The 16812-nt window shown below is 71.5% G+C and carries 13 protein-coding genes; 4 read left to right on the forward strand and 9 right to left on the reverse strand.

All coding sequences use genetic code 11. From position 1 onward, the window contains the following. Position 1: 1 nt before the first annotated feature. Entirely contained in the window at positions 2-751 is a 750-nt protein-coding gene (locus MJ604_RS19010) for a carbonic anhydrase (RefSeq protein ID WP_243060166.1), read from the forward strand. Between the two features lie 12 nt (positions 752-763). Here MJ604_RS19010 and MJ604_RS19015 read toward each other — a convergent pair whose 3' ends face one another. The 7 genes from MJ604_RS19015 to MJ604_RS19045 form a co-directional block, all read right to left on the reverse strand. Further along, a complete protein-coding gene (locus MJ604_RS19015; RefSeq protein WP_243060167.1) occupies positions 764-1171 on the reverse strand; it encodes a globin domain-containing protein in 408 nt (135 codons plus the stop codon). Between the two features lie 44 nt (positions 1172-1215). Beyond that, a complete protein-coding gene (locus MJ604_RS19020; protein ID WP_243060168.1) occupies positions 1216-2334 on the reverse strand; it encodes a uroporphyrinogen-III synthase in 1119 nt (372 codons plus the stop codon). Further along, positions 2334-2672: a nitrite reductase small subunit NirD gene (nirD, locus tag MJ604_RS19025; RefSeq protein ID WP_243060169.1), complete on the reverse strand. Its 339-nt coding sequence runs from the start codon at positions 2670-2672 to the stop codon at positions 2334-2336. Before nirD ends, MJ604_RS19020 begins: the two co-directional genes overlap by 1 nt. Further along, positions 2669-5161, reverse strand: a complete 2493-nt coding sequence (gene nirB, locus MJ604_RS19030) for a nitrite reductase large subunit NirB (protein ID WP_243060170.1) — start codon at positions 5159-5161, stop codon at positions 2669-2671. Before nirB ends, nirD begins: the two co-directional genes overlap by 4 nt. After that, positions 5158-6516: an FAD-dependent oxidoreductase gene (locus tag MJ604_RS19035; RefSeq protein WP_243060171.1), complete on the reverse strand. Its 1359-nt coding sequence runs from the start codon at positions 6514-6516 to the stop codon at positions 5158-5160. Before MJ604_RS19035 ends, nirB begins: the two co-directional genes overlap by 4 nt. Positions 6517-7187: 671 nt before the next feature. After that, on the reverse strand, positions 7188-9197 hold the full coding sequence (locus tag MJ604_RS19040) for a molybdopterin oxidoreductase family protein (RefSeq protein ID WP_243060172.1): 2010 nt from the start codon (positions 9195-9197) through the stop codon (positions 7188-7190). Further along, positions 9198-10607, reverse strand: a complete 1410-nt coding sequence (locus MJ604_RS19045; protein ID WP_243060173.1) for an MFS transporter — start codon at positions 10605-10607, stop codon at positions 9198-9200. A gap of 217 nt (positions 10608-10824) precedes the next feature. Here MJ604_RS19045 and MJ604_RS19050 point away from each other — a divergent pair, with 217 nt between their 5' ends. The 3 genes from MJ604_RS19050 (at position 10825) to acs (ending at position 14965) form a co-directional block, all read left to right on the forward strand. Beyond that, entirely contained in the window at positions 10825-11184 is a 360-nt protein-coding gene (locus MJ604_RS19050) for a DUF485 domain-containing protein (protein ID WP_243060174.1), read from the forward strand. After that, positions 11181-12809 (forward strand): cation acetate symporter, encoded by a 1629-nt coding sequence (locus MJ604_RS19055; RefSeq protein ID WP_243060175.1) that lies wholly within the window; start codon positions 11181-11183, stop codon positions 12807-12809. Before MJ604_RS19050 ends, MJ604_RS19055 begins: the two co-directional genes overlap by 4 nt. Before the next feature lie 149 nt (positions 12810-12958). After that, complete coding sequence (gene acs, locus MJ604_RS19060) at positions 12959-14965, forward strand: acetate--CoA ligase (protein ID WP_243060176.1); 2007 nt, start codon at positions 12959-12961, stop codon at positions 14963-14965. Here acs and MJ604_RS19065 read toward each other — a convergent pair. Then, positions 14949-15608 carry a response regulator transcription factor gene (locus MJ604_RS19065; protein ID WP_243060177.1) on the reverse strand — a complete coding sequence of 220 codons (660 nt, stop codon included), beginning with the start codon at positions 15606-15608 and terminating at the stop codon, positions 14949-14951. The genes acs and MJ604_RS19065 overlap by 17 nt on opposite strands. After that, positions 15605-16744, reverse strand: a complete 1140-nt coding sequence (locus MJ604_RS19070; RefSeq protein ID WP_243060178.1) for a sensor histidine kinase — start codon at positions 16742-16744, stop codon at positions 15605-15607. The genes MJ604_RS19065 and MJ604_RS19070 overlap by 4 nt, the downstream gene beginning before the upstream one ends. Between the last annotated feature and the right edge of the window lie 68 nt (positions 16745-16812).

The following is a 16812-nucleotide window of genomic DNA, read 5'->3' on the forward strand; positions in this document are numbered from 1 at the left end:
CGTGAGCTCCGCGCGCTGGGTCGCCCTCGGTTGCTGCGCATTGCTCGCCTCGCTGGTGACCGGCTGCTCCGGCGACGAGTCGGAGGGCACCGACAGCAGCGCCCACGACTGGAGCTACACCGACGTCGACGCGTGGGGCGACACCTGCGCGAGCGGCGACGAGCAGTCGCCGGTCGACCTCGAGGACGCCGCGGAGACCGACCTCGTGGACCTCGAGCTCGACTACCGCACCTCGCCCGCGACGGTGGTCGACAACGGTCACACCGTGCAGACGAACCTCGAGGACGGCGGCACGATGACCCGGGACGGCGTGACGTACACGCTGCGCCAGTTCCACTTCCACACCCCGAGCGAGCACGTCGTGGGCGGTGCGGCGTACGCCGCCGAGGTCCACCTCGTGCACGAGGGCGAGGACGGCGAGCTCGCCGTCCTCGGCATCCTGGTCGAGGAGGGCGAGGCCGACCCCGTCATCGAGGACGTCCTGGCCCACGCACCCGAGGAGGGCGCCGACGCGGTGGCCACCGCCGAGCCGGTGGACGTCACCTCGTTGCTGCCCGACGGCCGGCGGACGTTCCGGTACGACGGGTCGCTCACGACTCCGCCGTGCAGCGAGGGCGTCGCCTGGTCGGTGCTCGACGAGCCGATGGACTGGTCCGCCGAGCAGATCGCCGCGTTCGCGGAGCTCCACCCCGACTCGCACCGGCCGCCCCAGCCGCTCGGTGACCGGGTGCTCGACCTCGACCGCGACTGACGGGCTGGACAGCTAGACGGCCACCGGCTGCGGGTAGCCCGCCAGCATCAGGTCGGAGACGGTCCGCAGGGCGGCGCTCCACTCAGCCGTCATCTCGGGCGTCCACTCGGCACCGCCGAGCTCGGCCATGGCAGCGACCATGCACTCGCCCACCGCGTCGAACATCGCCGGGGTGGCGCCGTACTCGGCGTGCTTCGCACCGAGGCCACCCAGGGTGGTGGTGAGCCACTCGGGGTCGTCGAGGTGCTCGAGCACGGCCAGGACAGCGGTGCGGAGCATCGCGGCCTGGGGCCGCACGTCGGAGGAGAACATCGGCCGGACCGCCGGGTAGCGGTCGAACAGGATCTCGTAGAAGCGGGTGGTCAGGTTCTCGTCGGCATCGGCCAGCAGGAGGCCGTCCATCAGCAGGTCTGTGTTCATGGCCAGACCGTGCCTCGCCCGCCTTGCACGATCCTTGCAAGGCCTCAAACACCCACCGCCAGCCGGTAGCCACGCTTGACGACGGTCTGGACGGCGCGGGTGCCGAGGGCGGCGCGCAGGCGGGCGACCGCCATCTCCACCGCGTGCTCGGAGCTCGCCGTGCCCGACGGCAGCATCGCGAGCAGCGCCTGCCGCGAGACGACGTTCCCCGGGTTGGCGACCAGCGCCTGGAGCACCGCGGCGGGTGCCGGGGAGAGCTTCACGTCCACGCCGTCGAGGAGCACGTCGTCGCCGTGCAGCAGCAGCTGGTGGCCGCCGGCGAGCTCGATCGCGAGCCCGGACCGGCGCGACGGGAGCTCGGCCTCGAGCTGCTTGACCATCGCGGCCAGCCGGGACCGCTCGGGGTAGATCGTGGGCACGCCCCACATCTCGAACGCCGCGGCCGTCACCGGCCCCACGCACGAGGCGATCACGTCGGCCTGGAACGCCGACACCACGTCCTCGCGCCGGCCGGTCGACCCGGCCGCCTCCATGAGGGCGGCCACCGCCGGGGCGGACGTGAACGTCACCGCGTCCAGCTCCCCGTCGGCGATCAGGTCGATCAGCTTGAACATCGGTTCGGGGTCGTCGGCGGACTCGACCCGGTAGACGGTCACCGTCGTGACGTCGGCGCCCTGCCGGCGCAGCGCGTGCGCGACCATCGACAGCGACTGACCGTGCTCCTGGACGACGATCCGCATCCCGTCGAGCGAGCGGCCGCGCAGGTGCAGCAGCACGTCCTCGAAGCACTCCGACTCCGGCGCCCACAGCTCGCGCAGGCCGTACCGTCGCAGTGCGCCCACGCTCTTCGGGCCGCGCGCCAGGATCTCCGCCGACTCCAGCGCGGCGAGCAGCTCGGGCAGCGTCCCCCACCGCTCGGCCGCCGCGAACCAGGCCTTCATCCCGATCCCGGTCGTCGCGAGGAACATGTCGACCGGCCGGCTGAGCACGTCCTCGGTCGCGGCGCGCAGCTCGTCGTCCTCGACGTGGTTCGGGTCCGTCGACAGGGCCGGCGCCCACTCGACCGTGGCGCCGCGGCGCTGCAGCAGCGCGACCTGCTCCTCGACCTTCCGCGCAGCGGTCACCCCGATGCGGAAGCCGCTCAGCGGAAGGGACTCGCTCACTAGATCTCCTGGGAAGTCTCCTGGGGGGAGCCGATCAGGACCAGGCCGTCGTCCACCTGTACGTCGTACGTCATCACCCGGACCGCCGCGTCGTCGAGGCACTGCCCGGTCCGCAGGTCGAACGCCTGCTTGTGCATCGGCGAGGCCACGAACGGGACACCCCCACGGGTGCCCACGATGCCGCGTGCCAACACCGACGCCTGGGAGAAAGGATCCCAGTTCGACATCGCGAAGACGTTTCCGTCGTGTGTCCGGAAGATTGCGACCGCGGCGCCATCGACCAGCGCGGCGACGCCGCCCTCGACCTCGATCTGGTCGATCCGGCAGACCGGGATCACGGGGCACCGACCGGGATCGACTCACCGAGCGAGACGGCGGGGGCGATCTGGCCGCGCTCCTCGCGGAAGCTGATGCTCGGATCGGGTACGCCGGGTGCGTTGACGAACGACACGAACCGGGCCAGCTTCTCCGGGTCGTCGATCGTCGCCTTCCACTCGTCGAAGTAGCCGTCGACGTGCCGCGACATCGACGCCTCGAGCTCCGACCCCAGTCCGAGCGCGTCGTCGACGACGATCTCGCGGACCCGGTCCAATCCGCCGTCGAGCGAGTCGATCCACGGGGCGGTCCGCTGCAGCCGGTCGGCGGTGCGGACGTAGTACATGAGGAACCGGTCGAGGTAGCGGACCAGCGTCTCGGTGTCGAGGTCGCCGGCCAGCAGCCGGGCGTGCGCCGGGGTGGCACCGCCGTTGCCGCCGACGTACAGGTTCCAGCCCTTCTCGGTGGCGATCACCCCGAAGTCCTTGCCGCGCGCCTCGGCGCACTCCCGGGCGCACCCGCTGACACCGCCCTTCAGCTTGTGCGGCGAGCGGAGGCCCCGGTAGCGCAGCTCCAGGTCGATCGCGAGCTGCACGGAGTCCTGGACGCCGTACCGGCACCAGGTCGACCCGACGCAGGACTTCACGGTCCGCAGCGACTTGCCGTACGCGTGCCCCGACTCGAAGCCCGCGTCGACCAGCCGCCGCCAGATCATCGGCAGCTGCTCCATCCGGGCGCCGAACAGGTCGATCCGCTGGCCGCCGGTGATCTTCGTGTACAGCCCGAAGTCGCGGGCGACCTCGCCGATCACGATCAGCTTCTCGGGCGTGATCTCGCCGCCGGGGATGCGCGGGACGACGGAGTAGGTGCCGTTGCGCTGGATGTTGGCGAGGTAGGCGTCGTTGGTGTCCTGCAGCGTGCGGGTGCTGTCGTCGAGCACGTGCCCGCCCAGCTGCGAGGCCAGGATCGACGCGATCGCCGGCTTGCAGATGTCGCAGCCGCGGCCGGTGCCGTGCCCCTCGACGACCTGGTCGAAGCGCGTGTACCCGTGCACCGCGACCACGTCGAACAGTTCCTGCCGGGTCAGCGGGAAGTGCTCGCAGATGCTCCTGTCGACGTCCTGGCCCTGGCTGGCGTAGTAGTCCTCGATGATCTTCTTGGTCTGCACCTTGCAGGAGCCGCAGGTGCTCCCGGCCCGCGTGGTCTCGCCGGCGGCGGCCGCGGCGATGATGTCGGCCTTCGTCACGTCGTTGCACGAGCAGACCTGCGCCTCGTCCGGGAGACCGATGTCGGTCAGACCCCGCCCGGCCGGGAGGATCAGGTCCTCGGGGTTCTCCGGCAGCTCGATCCCGGAGGCGACCATCGGCCGGAGGACGCCGTACGCCGACGCGTCACCGACGAGCACGCCGCCCAGCAGCTGCCGGCCGTCCTCGCTGATCACCAGCTTCTTGTAGACACCCGCGACGGCGTCGGAGTACACGAGCTCCAGCGCGCCGGCAGTGGTCGCGTGCGCGTCGCCGAAGCTCGCGACGTCGACGCCGAGGAGCTTGAGCTTGGTGGACATGTCCGCGCCCTCGAACGTGCCGGCGCCACCGAGCAGCGCGTCGACGACGACCTCGGCCATGGCGTAGCCCGGGGCGACCAGGCCGTACATCACGCCGGCCGGCGCCGCGCACTCGCCGATCGCGAAGATGTGCTCGTCGCTGGTGCGGCAGTGCTCGTCGACCAGGATGCCGCCACGCTCGGCGAGCGCGAGGTCCGCCGTACCCCCGAGCTGGTCGCGCGGCCGGATGCCCGCCGAGAACACCACCATGTCGACATCCAGCGGCTTGCGGTCCTTGAGCGCCATCCCGGTGACCTTGGTCGTGCCGAGGATCGCCTCGGTCATCGCGCCGGTGTGGACGGTCAGGCCGAGCTGCTCGACGTGCCGGCTCAGCGTGAGACCGCCCGCCGCATCGACCTGGACGGCCATCAGCCGCGGCGCGAGCTCGACGACGTGGGTCTCGAGGCCGAGCTGGCTCAGCGCGTTCGCGGCCTCGAGGCCGAGCAGGCCGCCGCCGACGACGGCGCCGCTCTTCGCCCGCTTCGCGGCCTTCCGGATCGCCTCGAGGTCCTCGATGGTGCGGTAGACGAAGACGTTGTCGAGGTCCTTGCCGGGCACCGGCGGCACGAACGGGTACGCACCGGTCGCGAGCACCAGCTCGTCGTAGTGCAGGTCCTCGCCGGTGTTGAGCGTGATGATGCGCTGCCGCGGCGAGACCGCGACCACCGAGGCCCCGGTGCGCAGCGCGACCCTCGGGTCGTCGTACCTCCCTCCGGGCAGCAGGCTCAGCGCCTTCGCGCCGACCTCGAAGAACGACGTCAGCGCGACGCGGTCGTACGCCGGCCGCGGCTCGTCGCCGATGACCACGACGTCGTGCGTCTCCGTGAGGCCGCGCTCGATCGCGGCCTGCACGAAGCGGTGGCCGACCATGCCGTGGCCGACGACCACCAGCTTCTTGCGGACGTTCATACCAGGGCTCCTTCGTTCAGCAGGTCGCGGACGGCGGACAGGCAGCCGCCGCAGCCGGTGGTGGCGCGGGTGGTGTCTCGGGCCTCGTCGACCGAGGAACAGGCGCGGATCCGGCCGGCGCTGACGCCGGCGCAGGCGCAGACCTCCGCGTCGTCCGGCAGCACGACGGGGGCGGCGGTGCGCTCGGCCATCAGCAGGGCGCCGGCCTCGTGCCGGCCGAGGACCGTTCCGCGGTCGTAGTGCTGCGTGATCAGGCCGATGCGGGACAGGTCGCCGACCAGCGTGGCCGCGACGATCACGCCGTCGTGGACGACGAGCTTGCGGTGGCTGCCGGTGACCGGGTTCGACATCTCGACCACCTCGCCCTCGGCGCGCTCCGGGTCGCCGAGCACGGCGACGTCGAGGTCGGTCGCCCGCAGCCGAGCGACGGTCCGGGCGCCGTCGTACCGGACCTCCTCGCCGTTGAGGTGCCGCGCCAGCAGCGCGGCCTGCTCCCATGCGGGCGGCACGAAGCCGGTGACCTGCGCGCCGTGCTGGGCGCAATCGCCGATCGCGTGGATGCGCGGGTCGCTGGTGCGCAGCAGGTGGTCGACGACGACGCCGCGGCGCACCTCGAGGTCGGCCCGCCGGGCCAGCGCGGTCGACGGTCGCCCGCCCGCGGTGAGGACCACGAGGTCGGAGTCGAGCGTGAAGCCGTTGTCGAGGACGAGGCCCCCGTCGGTCAGTCGGGTCGCTCGGGCGCCGGTGTAGACGGCCGTGCCGAGCCGCTTCAGGCTGCGGGCGAGCACCTCCCCGGCCTTCGCGTCGACCTGGCTGCGCAGCAGGTGGTCGCCGCCCTCCACCATCTCGGTCGTGAGGCCGCGAACCGCCAGCGCGCGGGCGACCTGGAGACCGAGCAGCCCGCCGCCGACGACCACCGCGCTGCGCGCGTGCCCGGTGATCGAGCCCGTCGAGATCGCGGCGTCGAGCCGGAGGCAGTCGTCGAGGCTGCGGAACGCGTGCACCTTCTCGTGCAGGCGTCCGTCGAGCCGCACCACGCCGCGGATCGGCGGCAGCGAGGGGATGCTGCCGGTGGCGAGCACGAGCACGTCGTACGGCACCCGGGTGCGGTCGGCGAGCTCGACCTCCTGCTCGGCGCGGTGGATCTCCACGGCGCGGGCACCGACGCGCAGGTCGACGTCCCGCATCGGCAGCCGCAGGCTGTCGGGGCTGTGCGTGCCCTCGAGCACCGCGGACAGCAGGATCCGGTTGTACGGCGGGTGCTGCTCGTCGCCGAGCACGGTGACGTCGTGGCCCTCCAGCCCGTCGGCGAGGCGGGCGGCGGCCATGCCGGCGCCGACGATCACGATCTTCATGCGATCCACCCCCGGCTGGCGGTGAGCTGGCAACCGTTCGGCCCGCAGAAACGGTTGCTGACACACCGCCCGCCTGCCTCGACCCCGGCCGGCGGTGAGCTGGCAACCATTCGGGCCACAGAAACGGTTGCTGACACACCGCCCGCCCGCCCCGCCCCCGGCCGGCGGTGAGCTGGCAACCATTCGGGCCACAGAAACGGTTGCTGACACACCGCCCACCAGCCCCACCCCCGGCCGGCGGTGAGCTGGCAACCATTCCGGCCGCAGAAACGGTTGCTGACACACCGCCCACCAGCCCCACCCCCGGCCGGCGGTGAGCTGGCAACCATTCCGGCCGCAGAAACGGTTGCTGACACACCGCCCACCAGCCCCACCCCCGGCCGGCGGTGAGCTGGCAACCATTCCGGCCGCAGAAACGGTTGCTGACACACCGCCCACCAGCCCCACCCCCGGCCGGCGGTGAGCTGGCAACCATTCCGGCCGCAGAAACGGTTGCTGACACACCGCCCACCAGCCCCACCCCCGGCCGGCGGTGAGCTGGCAACCATTCCGGCCGCAGAAACGGTTGCTGACACACCGCCCACCAGCCCCACCCCCGGCCGGCGGTGAGCTGGCAACCATTCGGGCCACAGAAACGGTTGCTGACACACCGCCCGCCCGGTGCACCGCGATCACGCGGTCACCGCCGCGGCGCAGACCTTGAACTCCGGCATCCGGCTGGACGGGTCGAGCGCGTCGTTGGTGAGCCGGTTCGCGCCGACCCAGTGGAACGGGACGAAGACCGTGTCCGGCCGGATCGTGTCGACCACCCGGGCCGGGGCCTTGAGCTCGCCGCGCCGCGTAGTGACGACCACCGGGCGACCGTCGTACGCGCCGATCCGGTCGGCCAGCATCGGGTGCAGCTCGACGAACGGGCCGGCGTCGGGCAGCTCGCGGACGCGTCGGGTCTGGGCGCCGGACTGGTACTGCGCGAGCACCCGGCCGGTCGTCAGGTGCAGCGGGTACGCCGCGTCCACCGGTTCGGCGGGCCCGCGGTGCTCGACCGGGATGAACCGCGCGCGACCGTCGGGGTGCGCGAAGGCCTCGGCGAACATGCGCGGGCTGCCCCAGAAGACGCCGTGCTCCTCACGGATCCGGTCGTAGGTGATCGCGGAGTAGTCGGCCTTCCCGCCCGCGGACGCCCGGCCGAGCTCGGCGAACACCTCCTCGGGGTCAGTCGCGAAGTCGTGGCCGAGGCGGGCGGCGAGGCCCGCGATGACGTCGAGATCGGTGCGTACGCCGGCCGGTGGCGCAGCCGCCTGCTGGCGCAGGATCACGCGGCCCTCGAGGTTGGTCATCGTGCCGGTCTCCTCGGCCCACTGGGTCACCGGCAGCACCACGTCGGCGAGCGCCGCGGTCTCGGACAGGACCAGGTCGGCGACGACGAGCAGGTCGAGGTCGGCGAGCCGGCCGGTGACGTGCGTGGCGTTCGGAGCGGAGACGACGATGTTGCTGCCGAACACCAGCAGCGCCTTCGGGCCGCCGTCGGTGCCCAGAGCGTCGAGCAGCTCGTACGCCGAGCGCCCCTTGCCCGGCAGGCTCTCGGGCTCGACGCCCCAGACCTTCGCGACGTGGGCGCGGGCCGCGGGGTCGTCGATCATCCGGTACCCGGGCAGCTGGTCGGCCTTCTGGCCGTGCTCGCGCCCGCCCTGGCCGTTGCCCTGGCCGGTGAGGCAGCCGTAGCCGGCGTGCTCCTTGCCGGGCATCCCGAGCGCGAGTGCGACGCCGATCCAGGCGAGCACGGTGTCGGTCCCCTGCGCGTGCTGCTCGGCGCCGCGCGCAGTCAGCACCGTGACCTTGCCGGCGTCCCCGAGCAGGGTGGCGAGCTCGCGGAGCTCGGTCGCGGAGACGCCGCTCACCCGCTCGACCCGCTCGGGCCACCACGCCGAGGCGGTACGCCGGACGTCCTCCCAGCCGGTCGTGCGGGTCGCGACGTACTCCTCGTCGACGGCGCCGGCCGCGTCGAGCAGGTGCAGCAGTCCGAGGGCGATCGGCAGGTCGGTGCCGGGGACGGGCTGCAGGAACACGTCGGCACGGTCGGCGGTCGGCGTACGTCGCGGGTCGATGACGACGACGCGGCCGCCGTTCTCACGCAGCCGGTCGAGGTGCCGCGCGGCCGGCGGCATCGTCTCGGCGAGGTTGCTGCCGACCAGCACGAGCACGTCGGTCCGCTCGATGTCGACGAGCGGGAACGGCAGCCCGCGGTCGACGCCGAAGGCCTGGTTGGAGGCGGACGCGGCCGAGGACATGCACCAGCGGCCGTTGTAGTCGATCTGGCTGGTGCCCAGCGCGACCCGGGCGAGCTTGCCGAGCTGGTAGGCCTTCTCGTTGGTGAGCCCGCCGCCGCCGAAGATCGCGACGGCGTCCTTGCCGTGCTGCTCCTGGAGCGCGGTCAGTCGCCCGGCGACCAGGTCGAGCGCCTCGTCCCACTCCGCCGCCCTCAGCTCGCCGGTCGTGCGGTCACGCACGAGCGGCGTGGTCAGCCGCTCGCGGTGCCCGCGCAGCGACGCGGCCGTCCAGCCCTTGCGGCACAGGGCTCCCTCGTTCACGGGGAACTCCGGCCACGGCTGCACCTCCAGCGTGCGACGGCCCTCGAGGACCATCCCGCACTGGAGCGAGCAGTAGGGGCAGTGCGTCTTCATTCAGACCCCGGCGGTCGCGAGCGCTCGGGCCTGGCTCGGACGGCGGACGTAGACGGCGAACGTCACGAGCACGCAGACGACGTAGAAGCACGTGAACACCACGAACGCGCCCTTGGTCGCGGCCAGCGGGTCACCCACCCACGGCGAGCTGAACGCGATCGGGATCAGGAAGCCACCGAGAGCGCCGACCGCGCCGATGAGGCCGAGGGCCGCCGAGGACTGCTTGGTGGCGGTCGCCAGGGCGGCCACGCGGTCCGGCGTACCGGACTCGGTCGTCGTCTCCGCCTCGCGGCGGAAGATCGCCGGGATCATCTTGTACGTCGAGCCGTTGCCGATCCCGGTCGAGGCGAAGATCAGCAGGAAGAACCCGAGGAACCACGGGAACCACTCCTGGTTGCTCGCCCCGGCCGACATCCGGCTCAGCGTCCAGAGCACGCAGAGCGTGCACAGGACCAGGCTGACGAAGGCGCCGAGGGCGACGCGCGCGCCGCCGTACTTGTCCGCGAGCCAGCCCCCGAACGGCCGCGTGAGCGACCCGACCGCCGCACCCAGGAACGCGTAGTAGGCGAAGACGATGTCCGGGAAGTTGAGCTTGATCAGCAGCGGCATCGCAGCGGAGTAGCCGATGAACGAGCCGAACGTGCCGATGTAGAGGAACGCCATGATCCAGGTGTGCGGCTTGCGCACCACCGCGAGCTGCTCGCGCGGCTTGCTGGTCGCGCTGGTGAGGTTGTCCATCCAGAGGTACGCCGCGACCGCGGCACAGATCGCGAGCCCGGCGTACACGAAGCCGGCGGTCTGCAGGTGGATGCCGGCGTCGGACGCCTTGACCAGGCCGAAGATCCCGGCGCCACCGACGATCACCGGCAGCAGCAGCTGGATGATCGCGACGCCCGCGTTGCCGCCGGCCGCGTTGAGGCCGAGTGCGGTGCCCTTACGGTCGGCGGGGAAGAAGAAGTTGATGTTCGCCATCGAGCTGGCGAAGTTGCCGCCGCCGAAGCCGGCGGTCGCCGCGATCAGGCAGAACACCCAGTACGGCGTGGTCGGGTCCTGCACGGCGAACGCGAACAGCAGCGTCGGCACCAGCAGCAGCGCGGCGCTGATGATCGTCCAGTTGCGGCCGCCGAACTTCGGCACCGCGAACGTGTACGGCAGACGCAGCAGCGAGCCGACCAGGTTGGGCAGCGCCACCAGCAGGAACAGCTGCTGCGGGCTGAACGAGAAGCCCATCTGCAGCAGGAACGCCGCGCTCACGCTCCAGATCAGCCAGACCGAGAAGCCCAGGTGCTCGGCGAAGATCGACCAGATCAGGTTGCGCCGGGCGACCTGCCGGCCGCCGTTCTCCCAGAACTCCGGGTCCTCCGGCCGCCAGTCGTCGATCCACCGCCCGGACCTCTGCGCACTCGTCATGCGACTCAATCTCGGCGCCGCAGGTTTCACCCGAGCCAGGTCGCCGTACCGGAGACGTCAACTTCTCCTCACGGCCTCACACCCCTCACGACCTCACGTCCCACCGGGTCGTTGCCGCCGCACGTTTCGAAACGCCGGGCACCCGTTACAGATCGGCGCCCCCTGGGTACGGGGGGCCCAAACCGTGACGGCCATCACCTCTGCGAAGGGTGCCCCCGTGTCCACTCCCGAACAGTCACATGACCACGCTCGCGACCACGATCCGCTCTACGACGAGCTGCACGCGACGGCGGAGTTCACCCGGCTGCGGAAGGCCTTCCGCAGCTTCGTGTTCCCGACCACGGTCGCCTTCCTGGCGTGGTACCTGCTCTACGTCGTGATGAGCAACTGGGCGCACGACTTCATGAGCAAGGAGGTCTGGGGCAACATCAACGTCGCGCTGGTCTTCGGGATCCTGCAGTTCGTCTCGACGTTCTTCATCGCCTGGCTCTACGCCTTCTACATGAACAGGCGCGTCGACCCACTCGCCCGCGAGCTCGAGCGGCGCTACAACGACCAGGTCGGGGGTGCGCGATGAGCTCCGACACCCTGACCGGCGTCCTCTTCGTCGTCGTCGTCCTGATCACGGTCGCGATCACGTTCTGGGCCAGCCGCCAGACCAAGGGCGCCGCCGACTTCTACGCCGGCGGCCGCGGCTTCACCGGCTTCCAGAACGGCATGGCGATCTCCGGCGACTACATGTCGGCGGCCTCGTTCCTCGGCATCTCCGGCGCCATCGCGCTCTCCGGGTACGACGGCTTCCTCTACTCGATCGGCTTCCTCGTCGCGTGGCTGATCGCGCTGCTGCTCGTCGCCGAGCTGCTGCGCAACTCCGGCCGCTACACGATGGCCGACCAGCTGGCGTACCGCATGAAGCAGCGCCCGGTGCGCACCGCGGCCGCGACCTCGACCGTGGTCGTCTCGATCTTCTACCTGCTCGCGCAGATGGTCGGCGCGGGCGCCCTGGTCGCCCTGCTGCTCGGCGCGGAGTCCGAGGCGTCGAAGAACATCACGATCATCCTGGTCGGCGCGCTGATGATCTTCTACGTCACCGTCGGCGGCATGAAGGGCACCACCTGGGTGCAGATCGTGAAGGCCGTGCTGCTGATGGGCGGCACGATCCTGATCACCGTCCTGGTCCTCGCGAAGTTCGACTTCAACCTCTCCGACCTCCTCGGCGCAGCCGCCGACAACTCCGGCCAGGGTGAGGCATTCCTCCAGCCCGGCCTGAAGTACGGCGTCTCCACGACGTCGAAGATCGACTTCCTCAGCCTCAGCCTGGCGCTGGTGCTCGGGACCGCCGGCCTCCCGCACATCCTGATCCGCTTCTACACCGTTCCCACCGCGCAGACCGCGCGGAAGTCCGTGCTCTGGGCGATCGGGCTGATCGGCGCGTTCTACCTGATGACGCTGGCGCTCGGCTTCGGCGCGGCGGCGCTGCTGAGCTCCGACAAGTACGCCGAGGTCGCGGCCTCGGGCGGCAACCTGGCGTCACCACTGCTCGCGGAAGCGGTCGGCGGCGGCGACGGTACGACGGGTGGCGCGGTGCTGCTCGCGCTGATCTCCGCGGTGGCGTTCGCGACGATCCTCGCCGTCGTGGCGGGGCTGACCCTGACCTCTGCGTCGTCGGTGGCTCACGACCTGTACGCGACGGTCTTCAAGAACGGTCAGGCCAGCGAGCGGGACGAGATCCGGGTCGCCCGGATCGCGGCGTTCGTCATCGGCGGCATCGCGATCCTCCTGGCGATCCCCGCCAAGGGGCTCAACATCGCGTTCCTGGTGGCGCTGGCCTTCGCGGTTGCCGCGTCGGCCAACCTCCCGTCGCTGATCTACAACCTGTTCTGGCGGCGCTTCAACACCCGCGGAGCGGTCTGGGCGATCTACGGCGGCCTGATCTCGTGCGTGGGGCTGGTCATCTTCTCGCCGGTGGTGTCGGGCAAGGGAGAGGACGCGACCGGCAAGAACCTGTCGCTGCTCCCGACCAGCATCGACATCTCGTGGTTCCCGCTGGAGAACCCCGGCATCGTGTCGATCCCGCTCGGCTTCTTCCTCGGCTGGCTCGGGACCGTGACGGCCAAGGAGCCGGAGACCGAGGCCCGCTACAACGAGCTCGAGGTCCGCTCCCTCACCGGTGCCGGCGCCGAGCAGGCGGTCAAGCACTAGCCGAGACGCGCCAGCGGGTCGGCTGATGGTGGTCGAGCGGCGTGTCGAGACCCATTCCTGTTCCAGACCGACTGGCCCCTATCCCGTCCCTACCCGCAACGTCCTAATGTGGCGGGAGGCACATTCGACCCCGCACCGGAAGGACCATCGTGAGCGAAGAGACCCTGTCGAACCTCCTCAAGGAGGACCGGCGCTTCGAGCCGCCGGCCGGGATCGCCGAGCACGCCAACCTGAAGGCCGACGCCTACGAGCGCGCGGCCGCCGACCGCGAGGGCTTCTGGGCCGAGCAGGCCGAGCGGCTCGACTGGGCGCAGAAGTGGGACCGGGTCCTCGACTGGGACGACCCGCCGTTCGCCAAGTGGTTCGTCGGCGGCAAGCTCAACGCGGCGTACAACTGCGTCGACCGGCACGTCGAGGCCGGCCGCGGCGACAAGGTCGCGCTGCACTGGGTCGGCGAGCCCGAGGGCGACGCCCGCGACATCACCTACGCCCAGCTGCAGGACGAGGTCAGCCAGGCCGCGAACGCGCTCACCGAGCTCGGCGTCGCCGCCGGCGACCGGGTCGCGATCTACCTGCCGATGATCCCCGAGGCCGTCGTCACGATGCTGGCCTGCGCCCGCATCGGGGCTCCGCACACCGTGGTGTTCGGCGGCTTCTCGTCCGAGGCACTGTCCTCGCGCCTGGTCGACTGCCAGGCGAAGGTCGTCGTCACGTCCGACGGCGGCTACCGGCGCGGGTCCGCGGCGGCGCTCAAGCCCGCCGTCGACGAGGCCCGCGAGAAGGCGGCCGCGCAGGGCCACACGGTCGAGAAGGTCCTCGTCGTCCGCCGCACCGGGCAGGACGTCGCCTGGGACGGCCCTGAGACTGGGGGGCCCGACGTGTGGTGGCACGACATCGTCGACGCCGCCTCGACCGAGCACACGCCGGAGGCGTTCGACTCCGAGCACCCGCTCTACGTCATGTACACCTCGGGCACGACCGGCAAGCCGAAGGGCATCCTGCACACGACCGGCGGCTACCTGACCGGTACGTCGTACACGCACTGGGCGGTCTTCGACCTGAAGCCGGACACCGACGTCTACTGGTGCTCCGCCGACATCGGCTGGGTCACCGGGCACTCCTACATGGTCTACGGGCCGCTCGCGAACGGCGCGACGCAGGTGATGTACGAGGGGACGCCGGACAGCCCGGAGCGCGGCCGCTGGTGGAAGATCATCGAGGACTACAAGGTCACGATCTTCTACACCGCGCCCACCGCGATCCGGTCGTTCATGAAGCAGGGCCGCGAGATCCCGGACCGCTTCGACATGTCGTCGCTGCGGATCCTCGGCTCGGTCGGTGAGCCGATCAACCCCGAGGCCTACGTCTGGTACCGCCACGTCATCGGCGGTGACCGCACCCCGGTCGTCGACACCTGGTGGCAGACCGAGACCGGCGCGATCATGATCAGCCCGCTCCCCGGCGTGACCGCGGGCAAGCCGGGCTCCGCGATGACCGCGATCCCGGGCGTCGCGGCGGACGTGGTGGACAACGACGGCGAGCCCGTGCCCAACGGCTCGGGCGGCTACCTCGTGCTCACCGAGCCGTGGCCGTCGATGCTGCGCACGATCTGGGGCGACGACGAGCGGTTCAAGGACACCTACTGGTCGCGGTTCCCCGATCTAGGACCAGAGGGCAAGGGCTTCTACTTCGCCGGTGACGGTGCGAAGAAGGACGACGACGGCGACATCTGGGTGCTCGGCCGCGTCGACGACGTCATGAACGTCTCCGGCCACCGGCTGTCGACCACCGAGATCGAGTCCGCACTGGTCTCGCACCCGAAGGTCGCCGAGGCCGCGGTCGTCGGCGCCAAGGACGAGGACACCGGCCAGGCGGTCTGCGCGTTCGTGATCCTGCGCGAGGAGGCCGGGGACGGCGGCGACGACATCGTCGCGGAGCTGCGCACCCACGTGCGCAAGGAGATCGGCCCGATCGCGACCCCGCGCCAGATCATGATCGTCCCGGAGCTCCCGAAGACCCGGTCCGGCAAGATCATGCGCCGCCTGCTCAAGGACGTGGCCGAGCACCGCGAGGTCGGCGACGTGACGACCCTGGCCGACAGCTCGGTGATGGACCTGATCTCGAAGGGCCTCAGCTCCCCTACGGCTGAGGACTGACCCGACCGGTCTCGTAGGCCCACATCGCGATCTCGACCCGGTTCCGGGCGGCGAGCTTGGTCATCAGGCTCGCGATGTGGGTCTTCACCGTGCTCAGGCTGATGTGCAGCTCGCCGCAGATCTCGGCGTTGGTGCGGCCGCGGGCGACCGCCATCAGCACCTCCTCCTCGCGGCCGGTCAGCGGCTCGATCGGCTGCGCCGGCGCCGGCTTCGCGGCGTCCGCGAACGCGGCGAGCAGCCGCACCGTGACGCTCGGGGCGATCAGCGCGTCGCCCTGAGCGGCCGCGTGCACGGCCTGGACGAGCAGCTCGGGCCCGGCGTCCTTGAGCAGGAACCCACGCGCGCCGGCCCGCAGCGCGCCGTGGACGTACTCGTCGAGGTCGAACGTCGTGATCACCACGACCGCCAGCGGGTCCGGCACGTCGGGACCGGCGAGCAGCATCGTGGCCTCGAGCCCGTTCATCTCCGGCATCCGGATGTCGAACAGGCACACGTCCGGTCGCAGCTCGCGCGCCAGCGACACGGCCTTCCGCCCGTCGCCGGCCTCGCCGACCACCTCGATGCCCGGCTGCGCGTCGAGGATCATCCGCAGCCCCGTCCGCACGATCTCCTGGTCGTCGGCGACCAGCACCCGGATGCTCATCCTGCTGTCCTCGGGAGTACGGCGCTCACGGTCCAGCCGCGGCCCGGGGCCGGTCCGGCCTCGAGCGTGCCGCCGAGGAGTACGGCGCGCTCGGTCATCCCGATGACGCCGTACCCCGTCGTCCCGCGTGGCGCCGGGTCGCCGTCGTCGCGCACGGTCAGCCGCACCACGTCGTCCTCGCCGGCGACGCTCACCTCGACCCGGGTGGCGTGCCGCGCGTGCCGCACGACGTTGGTGATGGACTCCTGCGTGATCCGGTAGACCGCGGCCGCGACGGACGGGCGGAGGTCGTCGATCCCGGTGACCGTCAGCTCGACCCGGGGCGAGCCGCCGGTCGCCGCCGCGAGCCGCTCGAGGTCGGCCACGCCCTGCATCGGGGTCAGCTCGGCGTCGGCGTCCTCGCGGAGCGCGGAGACCAGCGTGCGCAGCTCTGCCAGCGTCCGGCCCGCCTCGCCCTCGATCACCTCGAGCGCCTCGGCCGCCGCCTCCGGCCGGGTCGCGGCGACCACCCGCCCGGCCTGGGCGCGGACGACGATCGCGGACACGTGGTGCGCGACCGTGTCGTGCAGCTCGCGGGCGAGCTGCTCGCGCTCGCGGACCCGGACGTCGTGCCGGGCGCGGTGCTGCGCGCTCGTCGCGAACCGGACGACGAGCCCGAGGGTCTCCGCGAGGCAGAGGACGATGAACCCGCCGACGACGTCGCCGAGCGTGGCGGAGTCGTCCTGCGTGATGCCGACGACCGCTGCCACGAGCACGACCGCCGTGCCCGCGACGATGTCGCGGCCCGAGCCCCACCGCAACAGGGCGTACGGGAGGAACAGCACGAACGCCGTGGCGTTGAGCCCGACCACGCCGTCGGCGCCGCCGACGATCGCGACCAGGTTGAAGACCATGACCGTGCCGAAGCCGAGGGCGATCGCCGCCAGGGGCTGCGTGCGCCGGATGAACAGGGTCGGGAGCACCGCGAGCGTGGTCACGAGCGAGGCGAGCGGCCACACGACGTCGTCGCGGAACACCGTCTCGAGCACCGCGGTGACCCCGAAGCCGGCGACGAGCAGCCAGTCCCGCCACATCGGACCCGGCGGGTCGGACACCCTCGGGGTCGCCCAGAGGGCATGGACGGCTCGGCTCGGCACGTCCCCAGCCTAGGGAAGCCGAGGCCCCGCACATCGGCCGAAAGGCCGAGACCGGTCCGTCCCCTCGG

Source organism: Nocardioides sp. SR21 (assembly GCF_022761125.1).
Taxonomy (GTDB): domain Bacteria; phylum Actinomycetota; class Actinomycetes; order Propionibacteriales; family Nocardioidaceae; genus Nocardioides.

Coding starts and splice junctions, on each gene's coding strand:
- MJ604_RS19015 (WP_243060167.1), bottom strand. CDS start 1,171: ATGAACACAGACCTGCTGATGGACGGCCTCCTGCTGGCCGATGCCGAC.
- nirB (WP_243060170.1), bottom strand. CDS start 5,161: ATGAACGTCCGCAAGAAGCTGGTGGTCGTCGGCCACGGCATGGTCGGC.
- MJ604_RS19035 (WP_243060171.1), bottom strand. CDS start 6,516: ATGAAGATCGTGATCGTCGGCGCCGGCATGGCCGCCGCCCGCCTCGCC.
- MJ604_RS19040 (WP_243060172.1), bottom strand. CDS start 9,197: ATGAAGACGCACTGCCCCTACTGCTCGCTCCAGTGCGGGATGGTCCTC.
- MJ604_RS19045 (WP_243060173.1), bottom strand. CDS start 10,607: ATGACGAGTGCGCAGAGGTCCGGGCGGTGGATCGACGACTGGCGGCCG.
- MJ604_RS19055 (WP_243060175.1), top strand. CDS start 11,181: ATGAGCTCCGACACCCTGACCGGCGTCCTCTTCGTCGTCGTCGTCCTG.
- MJ604_RS19065 (WP_243060177.1), bottom strand. CDS start 15,608: ATGAGCATCCGGGTGCTGGTCGCCGACGACCAGGAGATCGTGCGGACG.